This window comes from Janthinobacterium lyxosi, from assembly GCF_051380665.1.
GTDB lineage: Bacteria > Pseudomonadota > Gammaproteobacteria > Burkholderiales > Burkholderiaceae_D > Janthinobacterium.
The window spans coordinates 42,715-61,516 of record NZ_JBNYXM010000015.1; the positions used below are offsets into that span (position 1 = coordinate 42,715).

General features: G+C 62.4%; 12 protein-coding genes. All 12 read left to right on the forward strand.

Annotated elements, in window-relative coordinates; translation table 11 throughout:
- Positions 1-37 precede the first annotated feature (37 nt).
- The 12 genes from ACQ4WP_RS17250 to ACQ4WP_RS17305 all read left to right on the forward strand — a co-directional run bounded on the left by ACQ4WP_RS17250 (position 38) and on the right by ACQ4WP_RS17305 (position 18,551).
- On the forward strand, positions 38-1,819 hold the full coding sequence (locus tag ACQ4WP_RS17250) for a DUF2341 domain-containing protein (RefSeq protein ID WP_436522708.1): 1,782 nt from the start codon (positions 38-40) through the stop codon (positions 1,817-1,819).
- Between the two features lie 13 nt (positions 1,820-1,832).
- A complete protein-coding gene (locus ACQ4WP_RS17255) occupies positions 1,833-2,243 on the forward strand; it encodes an ExbD/TolR family protein (RefSeq protein WP_034753784.1) in 411 nt (136 codons plus the stop codon).
- Between the two features lie 10 nt (positions 2,244-2,253).
- The gene (locus tag ACQ4WP_RS17260; protein WP_436522710.1) at positions 2,254-2,970 is read left to right on the forward strand and encodes an energy transducer TonB family protein; all 717 of its coding nucleotides are present in this window, start codon (positions 2,254-2,256) and stop codon (positions 2,968-2,970) included.
- 36 nt (positions 2,971-3,006) lie between these two features.
- The gene (locus ACQ4WP_RS17265; RefSeq protein WP_436522712.1) at positions 3,007-4,743 is read left to right on the forward strand and encodes a putative porin; all 1,737 of its coding nucleotides are present in this window, start codon (positions 3,007-3,009) and stop codon (positions 4,741-4,743) included.
- 6 nt (positions 4,744-4,749) lie between these two features.
- On the forward strand, positions 4,750-5,436 hold the full coding sequence (locus ACQ4WP_RS17270) for a hypothetical protein (protein WP_436522714.1): 687 nt from the start codon (positions 4,750-4,752) through the stop codon (positions 5,434-5,436).
- Positions 5,437-5,461: 25 nt separating this feature from the next.
- On the forward strand, positions 5,462-5,953 hold the full coding sequence (locus tag ACQ4WP_RS17275) for a YbjN domain-containing protein (protein ID WP_436522716.1): 492 nt from the start codon (positions 5,462-5,464) through the stop codon (positions 5,951-5,953).
- A 209-nt stretch (positions 5,954-6,162) separates the two neighbouring features.
- Positions 6,163-9,267 carry a DEAD/DEAH box helicase gene (locus tag ACQ4WP_RS17280; protein WP_436522718.1) on the forward strand — a complete coding sequence of 1,035 codons (3,105 nt, stop codon included), beginning with the start codon at positions 6,163-6,165 and terminating at the stop codon, positions 9,265-9,267.
- A 49-nt stretch (positions 9,268-9,316) separates the two neighbouring features.
- The gene (locus tag ACQ4WP_RS17285) at positions 9,317-10,501 is read left to right on the forward strand and encodes a PAS domain-containing sensor histidine kinase (RefSeq protein WP_436522720.1); all 1,185 of its coding nucleotides are present in this window, start codon (positions 9,317-9,319) and stop codon (positions 10,499-10,501) included.
- 83 nt (positions 10,502-10,584) lie between these two features.
- Positions 10,585-11,265: a response regulator transcription factor gene (locus ACQ4WP_RS17290; RefSeq protein WP_034753797.1), complete on the forward strand. Its 681-nt coding sequence runs from the start codon at positions 10,585-10,587 to the stop codon at positions 11,263-11,265.
- Positions 11,266-11,419: 154 nt separating this feature from the next.
- Positions 11,420-12,127, forward strand: a complete 708-nt coding sequence (locus ACQ4WP_RS17295) for a transposase (RefSeq protein ID WP_436522722.1) — start codon at positions 11,420-11,422, stop codon at positions 12,125-12,127.
- 195 nt (positions 12,128-12,322) lie between these two features.
- The gene (locus ACQ4WP_RS17300; protein WP_436522724.1) at positions 12,323-17,023 is read left to right on the forward strand and encodes a glutamate synthase-related protein; all 4,701 of its coding nucleotides are present in this window, start codon (positions 12,323-12,325) and stop codon (positions 17,021-17,023) included.
- Between the two features lie 64 nt (positions 17,024-17,087).
- Positions 17,088-18,551, forward strand: coding sequence for a glutamate synthase subunit beta (locus tag ACQ4WP_RS17305; RefSeq protein ID WP_436522726.1), 1,464 nt, complete (start codon positions 17,088-17,090; stop codon positions 18,549-18,551).
- Positions 18,552-18,802 lie beyond the last annotated feature (251 nt).

Below are 18,802 nucleotides of genomic sequence, written 5' to 3' on the forward strand. Positions count from 1 at the left end.
TGCACTTTTTTAGACTTTTCTTCGGAGAATCACTGTCATGCAACGTTTTCTTTTTTTGCTCACGATCCTGGGCACGCTCGTTCCCGGCCTGGCGCATGCCTGGTGGCAGCCCGACTGGGCTTACCGCAAACCCGTCACAGTCGACGCTGGCCCGAAGGCCGGCGCCGTGGGCGGCGATCCCGGCCGCATTCCCGTGCTGCTGCGTTTGCATTCGGGTAACTTCAACTTCGAAGGCGTCAGCGACAACGGCGCCGACCTGCGCTTCGTGGCAGGCGACGATAAAACGGTGCTGAACCACCAGATCGAGCAATTCAACCCGCTGCTGGGCATCGCCCTGATCTGGGTCGACGTGCCGGCCCTGAGCGCCGGAACACCGCAAAAATTGTGGATGTACTACGGCAATCCGAAGGCGCCCGCTTCCGGTAATGGCCAGCGTACTTTTGATCCCGACTACAGCCTGGTGTACCACTTCACCGAGCCGGGCGTGCCCTCGCGCGACAGCACTGCCTACGGCAACCATGCCCAGACAGCCGTGCCGGCGCTGGACGGTTCCGTCATCGGCGCCGGTGCCCGCCTGGGTACGGCACCGCTGATGCTGCCTGCCTCACCTTCGCTGGCGCTGACCGCCGCTGCGCCATTTACCTTCTCGGCCTGGGTCCGTCCGGACAGCCTGGGCGCGCAGCAAGTGCTGTATGCACGCCGCGACGGCGCCAATGAATTGCTGATCGGTATCGACCAGGGCGTGCCGTTCGTGCAGGTGAATGGCCAGCGCAGCAAGCCCGGCCAACCGATCCAGGCCGCGCAATGGTCGCACCTGGCCGTCAAAGCCGATAAAAACAATGTGGCCCTGTATGTGGGCGGCCGTCCGGCCGTGTCGCTGGCCACTGGCCTGCCAGCGTTCAGCACGGCGGCCTCGGTGGGCGCCGATGCGCCGCCGGCCGCCTCCGGCGCCACCACCCTGGCCAACTTCACGGGCGCCATCGACGAGCTGCGCCTGTCGCGCACGGCCCGTCCCGATGCGCTGCTGCTGGCCGATGCCGTCTCGCAAGGTTCCGAATCGCGCCTGGCCGTGTTTGGCGCCGATGAACAGCAGGCCGGTAAAAGCCATTTCGGCTTCATCATCGCCGCCATGCCCCTCGACGCCTGGATCGTCGTGGGCTTGCTGGGCTTGATGATGGTCTTGTCGTGGATCATCATGATCGGCAAGGGCCGCAGCTATGGCGCCATCGCGCGCGCGAATGCGCAATTCATGCAGTCGTTCCACGAAGCGGCCGGCGCGCCGCTGGACCACCTGGCGCGCAACGGCAAGCTGAGCACTTCCGTGAAGACGGATTCCTCGCTGTGGCGTTTGTATGACGTGGCCATCGACGAGATGCGCCGCCGTCATGACCGCGGCTACGACTTGAACGCCGTCTCGAACGCCACCATCGGCGCCATCCGCGCCGCCATGGATGGCGTGATGGTGCGCGAAAGCGAGCGCATGTCGAAACGCATGATCTGGCTCTCGACCACCATCGAAGGTGCGCCGTACGTGGGCCTGTTCGGCACCGTGATCGGCATCATGCTGGTGTTCGTCGTAGCAGCCATGGCCGGCGCCGTGGACATCAACTCGGTGGCGCCGGGCATGGCTGCTGCGCTGCTGTGTACGGCTGCGGGCCTGGGCGTGGCGATTCCCGCGCTGTTCGGCTACAACTGGCTGTCCTCGCGTTCGGACGCCATCGTCGCCGATATGGCTGTCTTCGTCGATGAATTTGCCACGCGCCTGGCTGAAGAGCAGGGCGACGGACGCCAGATGCGTCCCGTGCTGCAACAGGCGTGAGGGGCGCATAACCATGGCCACCTCCGCCAAGTTTACCCCCCGCAAGCGTAGCGGCGGCATCAACATCACGCCCTTCGTCGACGTGCTGCTGGTGGTGCTGGTGATCTTCATTTTGACCAGCAACGCCAGCATTCCCGGCATCAAGGTCGACCTGCCCAAGGCCAGCTCGGCCATGGCGCTGGAAAAACCGAAGACCAAGGCCATCACCATCGACAATGCGGGCCAGGTCTTCCTCGATGCCTATCCCGTCACCCTGCCCGAGCTGGAAGAGCGTTTGCGCACGGAAAAGGCCTTGACGCCCGACTTTCCCGTAATCGTGCGCGGCGATGCCGCCGTGCAGTACGCGAAAGTAGTCGAAGTGCTCGACTTGCTGCGCCGCATCGACCTGAACCAGGTGGGCCTGGTGACCGGCAAGCCGGCATGAGGAGCGCAAGGTGAAGCGTGACGACATGATGAAGACGGCCGCCTCGGAACCGTCGGGCGCGGCGCAGTGGTGGCGCCGCTGGGGCGGCGTGGCCGGTGGCGCGCTGCTGGCCGGTGCGCTGGCCGCACTGGTCTGGTATTTGCTGTCCGACACGGCGGCCACCAGGCGCGAAGTGGCGGCCCCGCCGATGCTGATGCTGCCACCGCCGCCACCGCCGCCGCCGGAACCGGAAAAACTGCCGGAACCGACGCCCGACAAGGTGGTGCCGGAAGTGTCGGAGCCGGAACCGACGCCGGCCGACAAGCCCATGGATGACGCCCCGGAAAGTCCGTCGCCGGACAAGGGCGACCCCGTCACCATCGACGGCGCGGCGCAGGCTGGCAGCGACGCCTTCGGCATCCAGGCCGGGCGCGGCGGCGGCATGACGGGCGGCGGCGGTGGCGGCGGTCTCGGCGCTGGATCGTATGGCCGCTATGTGGCCAATGCCTTGCAGATGGCGTTCGCCCGCGACCCGCGCACGCGCCAGCTGGCGTTTGCCGACATCCGCGTCGACCTGTGGCTCGATACGGAAGGCAGGACGACGAAAGTGCAGCTGGTGCAAGGCACGGGCAATGCGCAGACGGATGAGCAGGTGCTGGCCATGGTGCGCGACTTCCGCGCCGATGAGCGGCCGCCGGCGTCCTTGCGTTTCCCGGCCCGGGTTTCCATTAAAGGCCGCCGGCCGTAGTGCACACATTCATTTTAATTTTTACCGAAAGAAACAATGAATTCCATATTTTCTTCCCCACAGCGCCTGCGCCGCCTTCCGTTGGCGCTGGCTGCCTTGGCCCTGAGCATGGCGGCAGGCGCAGCGCAAGCCCAGACTGCACCGGCTGACAGCACCATGGTCAAACTGATCCGCGGCCTGATCCAGAGCGGCGCCCTCAACAAGGATGCCGGCGAAGCGCTGCTGGCGCAGGCGCAGAGCGAAGCGCTGGCAGCGGCGCAAGCCCGTCCGGCCGCTGCGCCAACAGCCTTGGCGCAGGTGCAGCCGGGCGATGTGCGCGTGCCGTATATTTCACACACCGTGCGCGAGCAGATCCGCGACGAGATCAAGGGACAAGTGCTGGCCGAAGCGAAGGCGGGCGGCTGGGCGGCACCGAATGAAACGCCGGCTTGGACCAAGCGCATCCGCCTGGAAGGCGACGTGCGCGCGCGCTATGAATCGCGCTATTACGACATGGCCAACAGCAATATCGAGATCGACTGGCGCTCCCTCAACAGCGGCAGCGGCTACGACGTCAATTCGAATACCAACCTGGCCCTGCCGGCACTGCTCAACACGCGTGAAGACCGCAAGCACTTGCTGCGCGCGCGCGCCCGCCTGGGCATCCTGGCCGACATTTCCGACAACACGCAAGCGGGCATTCGCCTGGCCAGCGGCAACGATGACAGCCCGGTGTCCACCACGCAAACCCTGGGCGGTGGCCTGGGCAAGAAAAACATCTGGCTGGACCAGGCCTGGCTGTCCTACCAGCCCGCTTCGTGGCTGAAACTGACGGCGGGCCGTTTCGATAACCCGTTTGTGTCGGGCGACGAACTGTTTTCCAGCGAACTCAATTTTGACGGCATCGCCGCCAAGGTGCAGCAACCGGTGGGTGCGAACAAGGACGTCACCGTGTTCGGTACCCTGGGCCTGATTCCGCTCGAGTATTCGTCCGACAATGCGCCCAGCCGCAGCCAGGCAAAAATGTCCAGCGAAAACAAATGGCTGCTGGGCGCGCAGGTGGGTGCCTCGTGGAAAATTAACAGCGACCACCAATTGCGCGGCGCCTTGGCCTACTACAACTTCCGCAACATCAGCGGCGAGTACTCGCAGCCGTGTGCGCTGTACGCGGGCGCCGATGGCTGCAGCACGGACTGGTCGCGTCCATCGAGCATGCAGAAGGGCAATAGCTTGATGCTGCTGCGCAATATCGCGTTGAACCCGCTGGATCCGGCAAATACGCCGCAGCCGCAATTCGTCGGCCTGGCGTCGAAATTCCGCCTGGCCAATCTGAATGCGCGCTGGGATAGCAAGGTGGCCGGCGGCACGGACTTGCGCATCGAAGGCGATTATGTGCGCAACATGGCCTACGACAAGAACGCCATGTGGGCGCGCGCCAAGGGCGGCATCATGAACAACTTCGGCGGCACGGGTGGCGTCTCGCAAGCCGATTTCAGGAGCGGCGGCAATGCCTACATGCTGCAGGCGACGCTGGGCAAGGCCAGCCCGGCGGCGCGCGGCGACTGGAACGTGTTACTTGGCTACAAGCGCATCGAACCGGATGCCTTGCCTGATGCCTACAACGATTCCACCTTCCACCTGGGTGGCACGAATGCGCGCGGGTATTACCTGGGCGGCGCGTATGCGCTCGACAAGAATACCTGGCTGAACGGTCGCTGGACGTCGAGCCGCGAAGTGTTCGGTTCGGCGCTGTCGATCGACACCCTGCAAATCGAACTGAACGCGCGTTTTTAAGGAGCCATGATGTTGATATCCAACAAAATGCGCGTGCCTCTACTGCTGCTGAGTTTACTGGCTGCCAGCACTGCGCAGGCGCAAAAGGGGCAAAGCATGGAGGAGCGCCTGCGGGCCGAGTTGCGCAATGTCACGGCGCAATTGCAGCAGACGCGCGGCGAGCTGGACTTGCTCAAGGCCAAGGGCGCGCCTGCCGCCAAGGCCGCACCAGCCGCCGCGCCCGCCAGCGATGTCTTGAAAAAAGACCTGGCGCGCAGCCAGTCGCAGCTGGCGCAGGAGCGCGCGCAGCGGGAAAAACTGGGCGAGCAGCAACAGCGCAGCGCCGCCGCCGCGCAAGAGGCGGCCGCCAACCTGGCGCAATTGCGCCAGGCCAGCGAGCAGCTGGCCGCCACGGGCAAGCAGATCGAAGCGGAGCGTGCGCGCCTCGACGGTGAGGTGACGTCGCAGCGCGGTGCCCTGGCGCGCTGCGAAAGCAAGAATGCCCAGCTGTATGCGACCGGGCAGGAAATCTTGCAAGCGTATGAAGGGCTCGACGTGCTGGGCGTCATGCAAGCGCGCCAGCCATTCGCCGCGCAAAGCCGCGTCAAGCTCGAGCAAATCGCGCAGCAGTATGGCGACCAGCTGTACCAGGGCCGCTTTGATGCGCGTCAAACAAGTGACACGCCGGTCGCTCCCGCGCCGGCACCCCAATAATTTTATTTGCTGAAATGGAATGACGATGGAACACACCAACACCAACTTGCTGAGCACCCTGAATGCGGAACAAATGGCCGACGCCATCAAGGCGGCCGGCTGCGCCGTGACGAGCATCGAACACGATGGCGTCGTACGCCTGCACAGCGCCAGCCATGGCATCGGCTTTCAAGTGCTGTGGGGCAATGAGGCGGCGCCTGGCCAGTACGCGGACCTCACCCTGAGCTGCCCGCTGCGCGTGCAGGGCGGCGACTTGCCGGCCGGCTTGCTGGCCGAATGGCACCGCAGCAAGCGTTTTGCCCGCGTGGCCCAGCATGGCGATTTCGTCGTGCTGGAAATGGATGTACTGGTCGCCGGCGGCGTCAGCAAGGAGTACCTGAATATCAATCTGCAACTGTGGACGCAGATGATGGGCCAGTTCTTCTTGTTCTTGCGCAACTTTACGCCGGCCGACACGGCCACTGCACCGGTAGTGGAGGCCGCCAGCGTGGCAGAAGAAGAAACTGTGCCGGCCTGACAAGAGCCGTCCACGGGCGGCGAAGTGGCCCGTGAAGGGCCCTTTTTGCCGCTTGCGGGTCCCAAGTGTCGTATTAAATACTTATTTTTTAGGCATCGCGCATTAAAACTGTTCAAAGAGCGTGTGTGAATCAAGCCAGCAACGCCTGTATGGCGGATAATATTGCCTGTTGCCGATTTGGATACGACCTTTACACAAAAATGCGCCCCATGGATTTTACCCGCGACGAAACCAGTGAAACCCCAGTTGCCCCGGCCAGCGCGCCGGGAGCGCCTTTGCCGTATGCCGTCGCCACCTGGCTGCAGCGGGTGGAGGCTGCCGCCCATCCGAAAGCTGTGCTGAGCATTGCCGAACCGGACCCCAAACTCAACCAGCATCGATTGATCTACGTGCTGGCGCCCACCAGCGGTGGCCGCCACGTGGCCCTGTGCCTGTACAAGGCGCGGCTGCGGCCGAATGGCGACGTGGCGGCAGCCAGTCCCATCAGCGAAATCTTTTCCCTGTTGTCCGCGCCGCCCACCTTTTTGACGCCGGCTGACGAAGACCTCGTGCGTTTCTTCGTGGCCATGCGTAGCGGACAGAATTCGCAGACGGGCAGTGCCACGGAGCCGAAGGGCAAGGTGGGTGCGGCCTTGCTGAAAATGCTGGCCGAGCAGGATAAATTGTTGTGGGCCAATTCCTGGGCCGATGTGGGCAATGGCCTCGTGTACCCGTTGAAGGAAGGTCCTGTGCGTCCCGCGCGCCTGTTCTGGCGCGACGAAGGCAAGACCATGCGCCTGGGCTGGCAAGTGGACCCGCCGGAAGGCGCGAAGCACCATGGCGCCGACCAGATCGACTACATGCTGCCCACCGATCCGCCGTGGTACATCGACAACCTGTCGTGCGGCGTGCTGGAACTGAACCAGGGCGGCTCCGATATTTCCCTCGCCGATCTACAAGCGCTGGTGGCGCAGGCGCCACCTTTGAGTGCGAACGACAAGGTGCGCGTGTCGCAACTGCTGCTGGCGCAGGGCTTGCAGCATTTGATGCCGCTGCCGCAACCGTTGCCGCAGCGCTTGCGCAAGGATGTGCCCGCGCAACCGGTCTTGCTGCTCGACAGCGCCATGCTGGCCGATGGCAGCGCGCAGCGCTGGAGCGATTTCGCCGTGCTGTCCTACGACTATGATGGCGAGCGCGTCGCGTTCGACCCGTCGCAGCGCGTGGTGCGGCAAGTGGGCGAGGTGACGGAAATTATCCAGCGCAATACGGACGACGAGGCGCGCGCGCTGGCCACCCTGGCCGAGCTGCAATTCAAGAAGCCGGGTTCCGCTCCCTTGAGCGGCTTGAAGGGCGCCTTGCTGCTGCCGTCCCAGGCGGAATGGCTGCGTTTTGCCGAGTCCGGCATCGACGCCTTGCTGGAGCAGGGCTGGATCGTGGAAAAGACGGTCAAGTATCGCTATGACGTGAGCGACGTGGGCGACTGGTATGCGGAGATCGACGACCAGGACACGGATAGCGGCAATGCCTGGTTCGAGCTGGAACTGGGCATCGTCGTCAACCAGGAAAGAGTGCCGCTGCTGCCCGTGCTGGTGCAGCTGATCCGCAACGCGCCCAACGATTTCAATCCGAAAGTCATCGAGGCGCATGCGGACGATGACCAGATGCTGGCGACCTTGCCGGACGGCACGCGCGTGGCCCTGCCGTGGGGCCGCGTGCGCCCCATCCTCAACACCCTGGGCGAACTGTATTTCAGCGACAAGATCAAACATGCGGTGCGCATGTCGACCCTGGACGCGGCGCGCCTGGAAGAACTGGCGCGGGGCCTGGAACTGCGCTGGACGGGCGGCGAGCAGCTGCGCGCCATGGGCCGCAAGCTGAGCCAGTTCGGTTCCGTGCAAAAAGTGGCGGCGCCAGCCGGTTTGCAAGCGACCCTGCGCGACTACCAGGCCGATGGCCTGGCGTGGATGCAATTCCTGCGCGATCATGACCTGGCCGGTATTTTGGCCGATGACATGGGTCTCGGTAAAACCGTGCAGACCTTGGCGCATATCCTGGTGGAAAAGGAAGCGGGACGCCTCACGCATCCGGCCCTCGTGATTGCACCGACGAGTTTGATGGGCAACTGGCAGGACGAGGCGGCCAAGTTCGCGCCCAGCCTGAAAGTGTTGCTGCTGCAAGGCAAGGACCGCGCCCAGCAATTCGACCAGATCGATCAATGCGACCTGGTGCTGACCACATATGCCCTGTTGCCGCGCGACGAGGAAACCCTGCGCGAGCACGATTTCCACCTGGTCATCCTCGACGAATCGCACTACATCAAGAATACGCGCAGCAAGGCGGCGCAAAGCGCGGGCCTGTTGCGCGCGCGCCACCGCCTGTGTTTGTCTGGCACGCCGCTGGAAAACCATTTGGGCGAATTGTGGTCGCAATTCCACTTCCTGCTGCCGGGCTTGCTGGGTGACGAGAAAACTTTCAATAGCCAGTTCCGTCATCCGATCGAGCGCCAGGATGACCCGCTGCGCCGCATGCTCTTGAACCGCCGCATCAAGCCCTTCCTGCTGCGCCGCACGAAGGACAATGTGGCCAAAGAGCTGCCGCCGAAGACGGAGATGGTGCGCAAGGTGGAATTGACGGGACCGCAGCGCGACCTGTATGAAACCGTGCGCCTTGCGATGGATCAAAAAGTACGCGAAGAAATCGACAAGAAGGGCGTGGCGCGCAGCCAGATCGTGATCCTCGAAGCGCTGCTGAAACTGCGCCAGGTCTGTTGCGATCCCCGCCTCGTAAAATCCTTGCCGGCGAAGAAGCAGTCGGCTGGCTCGGCCAAGCTGCTCGACCTGATGCAGATGGTGGAAGACTTGCTCGACGAAGGGCGCAAGATCCTCGTCTTCTCGCAATTTACCAGCATGCTGGAATTGATCGAGGAAGAGCTGGAATCGCGCGACATTCCCTACGCCTTGCTGACGGGCGAAACGAAGGACCGGGGTGCGCAAGTGGCGGCCTTCCAGCAGGGCGCCGTGCCGATCTTCCTGATCAGTTTGAAAGCGGGCGGCGTGGGCTTGAACCTGACGGCGGCCGACACGGTGATCCACTACGATCCGTGGTGGAATCCGGCGGCGGAAAACCAGGCCACGGACCGCGCCTGGCGCATCGGCCAGGACAAGCCCGTGTTCGTGTATAAATTGATTGCAAAGGGCACCTTGGAAGAAAAAATCCAGCTGCTACAGCAAAAGAAATCGGAATTGGCGCAATCGATCCTGGCCGAGGGCGAGTCGCAGAAGATGGCCCTCACGCAAGAAGATTTGCAGCAGATTTTCGCCCCGCTGGAAGATTAACGCTGCCGCACGCTTATACTTGACGATTCTTTCTTGCCAGGTATAAAGCATGCTGCCCTTTCTCCTCCTGCTGCTTGCCGGCGTCATCCTCATGGCGCTGCGCTTCGTCCAGTTGCGCCGCGCCCTGCTGCGCGCGCGGGCGGGCGAAGCGCAGTTCCGCCTGCTGGCCGAGCACGGGCGCGACGCGGCCTTCCTGCTCGACGCCGCCACTCTCGAATTGCTCTACATCAGCCCCGCCGCGCCGCGTCTGACGGGCCACGACTTGCCTGCCTTGCGCGAGCACGCGTCGCGTCTGGCGGCGGATGTGCCGGCCCGGCTGCAGCGCTGGCGCGATGGTGATGCCAGCCGTTTGACCCTGCTGCGCGAAGTGGAGCTGCCGCATGCCGACGGGCATCCGCTGGCGCTGGAAATCAGCTCGACCATCGTGCCCGCGGCAGCAGCGGGGCGCGGTATGATGGTGGTGGGCACGGTGCGCGACGTCAGCGCCGCCCAGGCGCAGGAAGCGGAACGGGAAAAGGAGCAAAAACGTTTCGCCTCGATGCTGTCGCATGAATTCCGCACGCCGCTGGCCACCATCGACGGCGCCATCCAGCGCCTCGTCTCGACATCGAAAGATACCGACGAGGCCACGCGCAAGCGCTATGTGAAAATCCAGACGGCCGTCGACCGCCTGCTGGGCATGATCGATGATTACCTGTCACCTGAACGCATGGCAGCGCTTGGCCGCGAGCGGGCCGCCGACGGCATCGCGCCGCTGGCCTTGCTGCAGCAGGCAGCCGCCACCGTGCCGGCCAGTCACTGCGTGCAGCTGGACCTCGACGAGGACTTGCCGGCCAGACTGCGCTGCGACGTGCCCGGCATGGCGTTATGCCTGAAAATCTTGCTAGACAACGCCGTCAAGTTCAGCGCGCCGGGCAGTGCCATCATCCTGTCGGGCAAGCTGGTGCCCGAGGGCGGCGTGGCCCTGTGCGTGCGCGATGCGGGGCCCGGCTTGCGGGAAGAAGAACTGGCCCAGCTGTTCGAGAAAGGAAGCCGTGGACGCCATGCGACGCATCCGGGCGCGGGCCTGGGCCTGTACATGGCGCGCGCCGTCGTCGAGGTGCATGGCGGGAGTTTGCAGGGGCATAATCTGCCCGAAGGCGGGGCCATTTTCCGCATTTGGCTGCCGCTTCCTGTCCAGGCAAGGAAAAGCCTTGCTTCCACTGAAGGCAACCGTGATAATTCCTTGACGTAAACCTATCAGGCCGTCCATCATGGTGCAGCAGTGAATGGCATGGTTTGCCCACGGTAGCTCACTAACGGAAGAATGGCGTAGCAATGACGAAAATATTGATCGTCGAAGACAATCTGGACTACGCCGAAGACATGGCGGAGTTTCTCGTTGAGCTCGAGCACGAAGTCCATATCACCAGCTCCGCTGGCGGGATGTGGACGGCGTTGAGTCATGGCAATGTCGGCGTGGTCGTACTGGACCTGGGCTTGCCCGATGAGGACGGCTTCAACGTCATCCCCCGCATGCGCCAGCTGTATCCGCAAATCGGCGTACTGGTGCTGACGGGGCGTGTCGCTTTCGACAGCCGCATCCTGGGCTTGCGCCTGGGCGCCGACCATTACCTGACCAAGCCGATCAAATTCCCTGAACTGGCCGCCCACATCGAGGCGCTCGACCGCCGCGTGGGGCCGCAAGACCCCGTGCCCGAGCCGGGCAAGTGGACCTTGAAAGTAAGCGCTCGCCAACTTGAACTGATGGGCGCTGTGATCGCCCTGACGGAAAAGGAATTCAACTTCCTGCACCTGTTGACCATCAACACCCGCCCCGTGCCGCGCGACGTCATCGTGGCCGGCATGGGCGGCGAAGATCCCGATGCGGGCCGCCGCGTCGACATGCTCGTGTACCGGCTGCGCAAGAAAGCCAAGACGGGCCTGGGCCAGGACTTGCCGCTGCGCAGCGCGTATGGCGAGGGCTACAGCCTGTCGGCCAGTTTTAATCTGTCCTGATCTCGATGCCAGCCACCCGCAAGCGTGGTGGCTGCATAAGAGGGACAGAGTCAATCGTTTTCCCCGGCATGTTCAATAAAACAGGGTCAGAGTCGCGTCTTGTACGTGAAAGTGTGTAAAATCAAGGTCTTAGCCTTCATTTTTCGATTCTGCCATGGCCCGTTTGCCCCGCCTCATCATTCCAGCATTGCCCCATTACGTGATCCAGCGCGGCAGCAACCGCCAGCCCGTGTTCCAGGACGCGGCTGACTACGCGCAATTTTTATCCTGGCTGAAAACGGGCGCGAAAATGTTCAAGGTGGCCATCCACGCCTATGTTTTGTTACCTGATCAGCTACACTTATTGGCGACGCCAGCCGATGCCACGGGCCTGGGGCAGCTGATGCAGTGGCTGGGACGCTATTACGTGCCGTATTTCAACCAGAAATACGGCCGTGTAGGTGCCTTGTGGCAGGGGCGCTACAAAACCTCCGTCATCGATCCCGACAATTTCTTTCTTGCTTGCTGCCGCTACCTGGAGTGCGTACCCGTGCAAACGGGTTTGGTGGGCCAGGCATTGGACCATGCATGGTCCAGTTATGCCCACCATGCGGGTGTGCGCCCGGATCCCGTCATTACCGACCACGCCCTGTACTGGGCACTCGGCAATACGCCGTTCGACCGTGAGGCGGCGTATCTGCGTCTGTTCGAGCAAGGCCTGGGCAGCAGCCAGGTAAAAGCCCTGGAACAGGCTGTATTGAAGGGCTGGCCGCTGGGTTCCGAGTCATTCAAGCAGGCGCTGGAACTGAAAATGCAGCGGCAAGTGCTGCCAGCCAAGCGGGGTCGTCCCCGCAAAATTGTGGCTGCGGCGGACGCCAGTTGAAACACATTCGCATTTAAAACAAAAAAATGGTTTCTTTTTGACGTTTTAGTGAAATTGCTTTTACTATGTCCCTATTAAATTTTTAGAGCGACGGAATAGAATTTAATTCGACTCCGACCCTAATTGTTGTGGTTGAGTTTTTTGTTGCGTTGCACTACTCTAGTTTTTCGATACTCATATGCAGCGGAGAAGCCCATGAAAGCGCAAGGCCTGTACGACCCAGCCAATGAACACGATGCCTGCGGCGTCGGTTTCGTCGCCCATATCAAGGGCAACAAGACCCATTCGATCGTCGAACAAGGTTTGCTGATTCTGAAAAACCTCGATCACCGGGGCGCCGTGGGCGCCGATGCGCTGATGGGCGATGGCGCCGGCATCCTGATCCAGATTCCTGACCAGTATTACCGCGAAGAAATGGCCAAGCAGGGCGTGGAATTGCCGCCCCCTGGCGAATATGGCGTGGGCATGGTCTTCCTGCCGAAGGAACACGCGTCGCGCATCGCTTGCGAACAGGAAATCGAACGCGCCGTGCGCATCGAGGGACAAGTCGTACTGGGTTGGCGCAACGTGCCCATCGATACGGACATGCCGATGTCGCCTACCGTGCGCGCCAAGGAACCGGTCATCCGCCAGATCTTCATCGGCCGCGGCCCGGACATCATGGTCACCGACGCGCTCGAGCGCAAACTGTATGTGATCCGCAAATCGTCGGGCCACGCCATCCAGGCCTTGAAACTGCTGCACGGCAAGGAATTCTTCGTGCCATCGATGTCGGCCCGCACCATCGTCTACAAAGGCTTGCTGCTGGCCGACCAGGTGGGCGTGTACTACAAGGACTTGCAGGATGCGCGCTGCATCTCGGCCCTGGCCCTGGTGCACCAGCGTTTCTCGACAAATACTTTCCCGGAATGGCCGCTGGCCCACCCGTACCGTTTGATCGCGCACAATGGCGAGATCAACACGGTGAAAGGCAACTTCAACTGGATGCGCGCGCGCGAAGGCGTGATGAAGTCGGCCGTGCTGGGCGACGACCTGCAAAAACTGTTCCCCTTGATCTATGAAGGCCAGTCCGACACGGCGTGCTTCGACAATGCGCTGGAATTGCTGTTGATGGCCGGCTACCCAATCGCCCAGGCGATGATGATGATGATTCCGGAAGCGTGGGAAAACCACACGACGATGGACGACAACCGCCGCGCCTTCTATGAATACCACGCGGCCATGATGGAACCGTGGGACGGCCCCGCCGCCATGGCGTTCACCGATGGCCGCCACATCGGCGGCACCTTGGACCGCAATGGCTTGCGTCCGGCCCGCTACATCGTCACGGACGACGACCTGGTGGTGATGGCGTCGGAATCGGGCGTGCTGCCGATTCCCGAGTCGAAAATCATCCAGAAATGGCGCTTGCAGCCTGGCAAGATGTTCCTGATCGACCTGGAAGCGGGCCGCATCATCGATGACCAGGAACTCAAAAACACTTACGCCAACGCCAAGCCGTACAAAGCGTGGATCAACTCGGTGCGCATCAAGCTCGACGAGATCAAGCTGGCCGAAGGCCAGGCGAAACAGGACCGCGCGCAGGGCGAAAAAGCCCTGCCATCGTTGCTGGACCGCCAGCAGGCGTTCGGTTACACGCAGGAAGACTTGAAATTCCTCATGGCGCCAATGGCCGTGGCCGGCGAAGAGGCGACGGGCTCGATGGGCAATGACTCGCCGCTGGCCGTCATGTCGAACAAACTCAAGCCTTTGTACAACTACTTCAAGCAGCTGTTCGCGCAAGTGACCAACCCGCCGATCGACCCGATCCGCGAAGCGATGGTGATGTCGCTGGTGTCGTTCATCGGCCCGAAACCGAACTTGCTCGATACCAACAACGTCAACCCGCCGATGCGCCTGGAAGTGGCGCAGCCCGTGCTGGGCTTTGACGACATGGCGCGTCTGCGCAACATCAGCGCCCACACGGGCGGCAAGTTCAAGTCGTATGAACTGGACATCTGCTACCCGCTGGCCTGGGGCAAGGAAGGCGTGGAAGCATGCCTGGCCTCGCTGTGCGCGGAAGCCGTCGACGCCGTCAAGTCCGGCCACAACATTTTGATCGTCTCGGACCGCGCCATCTGCGCCGACCAGGTGGCGATCCCTGCGCTGCTGGCCACCTCGACCGTGCACCAGCACCTGGTAAGCAAGGGCTTGCGCGCGTCCACCGGCCTCGTCGTTGAAACGGGCTCGGCCCGCGAAACGCACCACTTCGCCCTGCTGGCGGGCTATGGCGCGGAAGCCGTCCACCCCTACCTGGCCATGGAAACCCTGGCCGAGATGGCGCATGGCTTGCCGGGCGATTTATCGGCCGACAAAGCCATCTATAACTACACCAAGGCGGTGGGCAAGGGCTTGATGAAGGTCATGTCGAAGATGGGCATTTCGACATATATGTCGTACTGCGGCGCGCAAATCTTCGAAGCCATCGGCTTGAACAAGTCGCTGGTGGACAAATACTTCAAGGGCACGGCTTCGAACGTGGAAGGCATCGGCGTGTTTGAAGTGGCGGAAGAAGCGCTGCGCCTGCATGCGCTGGCTTTCGGCAACGATCCCGTGCTGATGGATAAGCTCGACGCGGGTGGCGAGTATGCGTTCCGCGTGCGTGGCGAAGACCACATGTGGACGCCGGATGCGATTGCAAAGCTGCAGCATTCCACGCGCAGCAACAATTTCTCCAGCTATAAAGAGTACGCGCAAATCATCAACGACCAGAGCCGTCGCCACCTGACCCTGCGCGGCCTGTTCGAGTTCAAGCTCGACCCAACCAAGGCGATCCCGCTCGACGAAGTGGAACCGGCCAAGGAAATCGTCAAGCGTTTCGCCACGGGCGCCATGTCGCTCGGTTCGATCAGCACGGAAGCGCACGCGACCCTGGCCGTCGCCATGAACCGCATCGGCGGCAAGTCGAACACGGGTGAGGGCGGCGAAGATCCGAACCGCTACACGCAGGAATTGAAGGGCATCCCGATCCGCCAGGGCGACACCATGGCTTCCATCGTGGGCGCCGAGCAGATCGTCGTCGATATTCCGCTGCAGGAAGGCGATTCCATGCGTTCGCGCATCAAGCAGGTGGCGTCGGGACGTTTCGGCGTCACGGCTGCCTACCTGAACTCGGCCGACCAGATCCAGATCAAGATGGCGCAGGGCGCGAAACCGGGCGAAGGCGGCCAGTTGCCGGGCCATAAGGTGTCCGAATACATCGCCAGCCTGCGCTTTTCCGTGCCGGGCGTGGGCCTGATTTCGCCGCCGCCGCACCACGACATCTACTCGATCGAAGATCTGGCACAGCTGATCCATGACTTGAAGAACGCCAATCCGCGCGCCTCGATTTCCGTGAAACTGGTGTCGGAAGTGGGCATCGGCACGGTGGCCGCCGGCGTCACGAAGGCGAAAGCCGACCACGTGGTTGTCGCCGGCCACGATGGCGGCACGGGCGCCTCGCCCTTGTCGTCCGTGAAACATGCGGGCACGCCGTGGGAGCTGGGTCTGGCAGAAACCCAACAAACATTAGTCTTGAATGGCTTGCGCAGCCGTATCCGCGTGCAGGCCGACGGCCAGATGAAGACGGGCCGCGACGTGGTTATCGCCGCCTTGCTGGGTGCCGACGAGATCGGTTTCGCCACGGCGCCGCTGGTGGTCGAAGGCTGCATCATGATGCGCAAATGCCACTTGAATACGTGCCCGGTGGGCGTGGCAACGCAAGATCCGGTGCTGCGCGCCAAGTTCTCGGGCAAACCCGAGTATGTCGTCAATTACTTCTTTTTCGTTGCCGAGGAAGCCCGTCAATTGATGGCGCAGCTGGGTATCCGCACCTACGATGAACTGATCGGCCGGGTCGACTTGCTGGATAAATCGAAGGCGATTTCGCACTGGAAGGCGCAAGGCCTGGACTTCTCGGCCATCTTCTACAAGCCGGAAACGCCGGATGGCCAAGCCTGCCGCCACGTGGAGTTCCAGGACCATGCGCTGGAAAAGGCGCTGGACCACAAGCTGATCGCGCAAGCGCGCGCGGCGCTGGAAAAGGGCGAGCGCGTCTCCTTCATCTCGCCCGTGCGCAACCTGAACCGCACGGTAGGCACCATGCTGTCCGGCGAAGTGGCGAAGAAATATGGCCACGCCGGCTTGCCGGACGACACCATCCACATCCAGTTGCAAGGCACGGCGGGCCAGTCGGCCTGCGCCTTCCTGGCGCACGGCATCACGATCGACCTGGTGGGCGAGGGTAACGATTACGTGGGCAAGGGCTTGTCGGGCGGGCGCATCATCGTGCGGCCGAATACGGAATTCCGCGGCTGGGCCGTGGACAACATCATCATCGGCAACACGGTGCTGTACGGCGCCATCGCCGGCGAAGCCTTCTTCAATGGCGTGGCCGGTGAACGCTTTGCCGTGCGCAACTCGGGCGCCACCACGGTGGTCGAAGGCCTGGGCGACCATGGCTGCGAATACATGACGGGCGGCACGGTCGTGGTGTTGGGCAACACGGGACGCAACTTCGCGGCCGGCATGTCGGGCGGCATCGCCTATGTATACGACCCGGCCGGCGACTTTGCCAGCAAGTGCAACACGGCCATGGTCAGCCTGGACAAGGTCGTGTCCGCAGCGGAACAGCATCTCGACTGCGATGCCTGGCATACCCAGCACCGCGACGGCGTGCCGGAAGCCGACGAAGTCATCCTCAAGCGCCTGATCGAGCGTCACTTCAAGCACACGGGCAGCACCCGCGCCCGCGTCTTGCTCGACGACTGGGCCGCGGCGCGCGGCAAGTTCGTGAAAGTCTTCCCGAACGAATACAAGCGCGCGCTGATTGAGATGGCTGCCGATGCCGCCATGGAAGTACAAGCCGTCGCCGCCTGAGCCAGCCACTAAGATACGGGGGCGGCCCAGCCGCTCCCCGCCAGCAAATATAAAAGGAATAATCGTGGGTAAAATTACCGGCTTCATGGAATTCAAGCGCCAGGACGAACACTATCTGGAGCCTGCCGCGCGCCTGAAGAACTACAAGGAATTCGTCTTGCACCTGTCGGATGCGCAAGCCACCGTGCAGGGCGCGCGCTGCATGGATTGCGGCATTCCTTTCTGTACCACGGGTTGCCCCGTGAATAACATCATTCCCGACTGGAATGACCTGGTGTACCGCGGCGCCTACCGCGAAGCGCTCGACATCTTGCATTCGACCAACAACTTCCCGGAATTTACGGGCCGCATCTGCCCTGCACCGTGCGAATCGGCCTGCACCCTGGGTATCCACGAAGATCCGGTCGGCATCAAGTCGATCGAACATAAAATCATCGACATGGGCTGGGAGCACGGCTGGGTCACGCCGCAGCCGGCCCCTTTCAGCACGGGCAAGAAAGTGGCCATCGTCGGTTCCGGCCCTGCCGGCCTGGCGGCGGCGCAGCAGCTGGCGCGCGCCGGCCATGCCGTCACCGTGTTTGAAAAGAGCGACCGGGTCGGTGGTTTGTTGCGTTATGGCATCCCTGACTTCAAGATGGAAAAGTCGCACATCGACCTGCGCGTGAAACAGATGGAAGCCGAAGGCGTGGTCTTCCGCACCAGCGTGCTGGTCGGCAAGGATTTCCCTGCCCACGTCAACAACTGGGCCAAGGAAACCATTTTCCCGGAAGACCTGGAAAAAGAATTCGACGCCGTCATCATGGCCGGTGGCGCCGAGCAGCCGCGCGACTTGCCCGTGCCGGGCCGCGAGTTGAAAGGCGTGCACTTCGCCATGGATTTCCTGCCGCTGCAAAACAAGGTCAACGCGGGCGACAAGCTCAAGGACCAGATCAAGGCGACGGGCAAGCATGTGGTGGTGATCGGCGGCGGCGACACGGGGTCCGACTGCGTGGGCACCTCGAACCGCCATGGTGCCGCCTCGGTGGCCCAGTTCGAACTGATGGCGCAGCCGCCGGAACAGGAAAACAAGCCGCTCGTGTGGCCATACTGGCCGACCAAGCTGCGCACCTCGTCCTCGCACGAGGAAGGCTGCGAGCGCGACTGGGCAGTGGCCACCAAGCGTTTCGAAGGCAAGGGCGGCAAGGTGGAAAAGCTGATCGCCTGCCGCGTGGAATGGAAAGACGGCAAGATGAGCGAAGTGCCGAACTCGGAATTCGAAATGAAGGCCGACCTGGTCTTCCTGGCCATGGGTTTTGTTTCCCCTGTGCAACAAGTGCTGGAAGCGTTTGGCGTCGATACGGATGCACGCGGCAACGTCAAGGCCGGCACGGACGGCGCCGGCTGCTACCAGACCTCGGTGGCGAAGGTGTTTGCGGCCGGCGACATGCGCCGTGGCCAGTCGCTGGTGGTCTGGGCCATCCGCGAAGGGCGCCAATGCGCGCGCGCCGTCGATGAGTTCCTGATGGGGGCATCCCTGCTGCCACGCTAATTAACGAGCAATTGTTCGTTTTTTGCCAGGGCCACGGCGCGAATTGCGACGTGGCCTTTGTTATTTTACTTATCAAGTCAACATCTGCGAACGCCCTCGGACAGGGACGCGATGTGCCGGTCAAATTTCCACTACAATATCTGACTTTCGATTCATTAGTGTTGTATTCTTCCCCTTTACGGGGCTGTCTCTAGGGGTGTCTCAGCAGAGGTTGGCGTTTCTGCACTACAATACGCCATTAAAATAGTGAG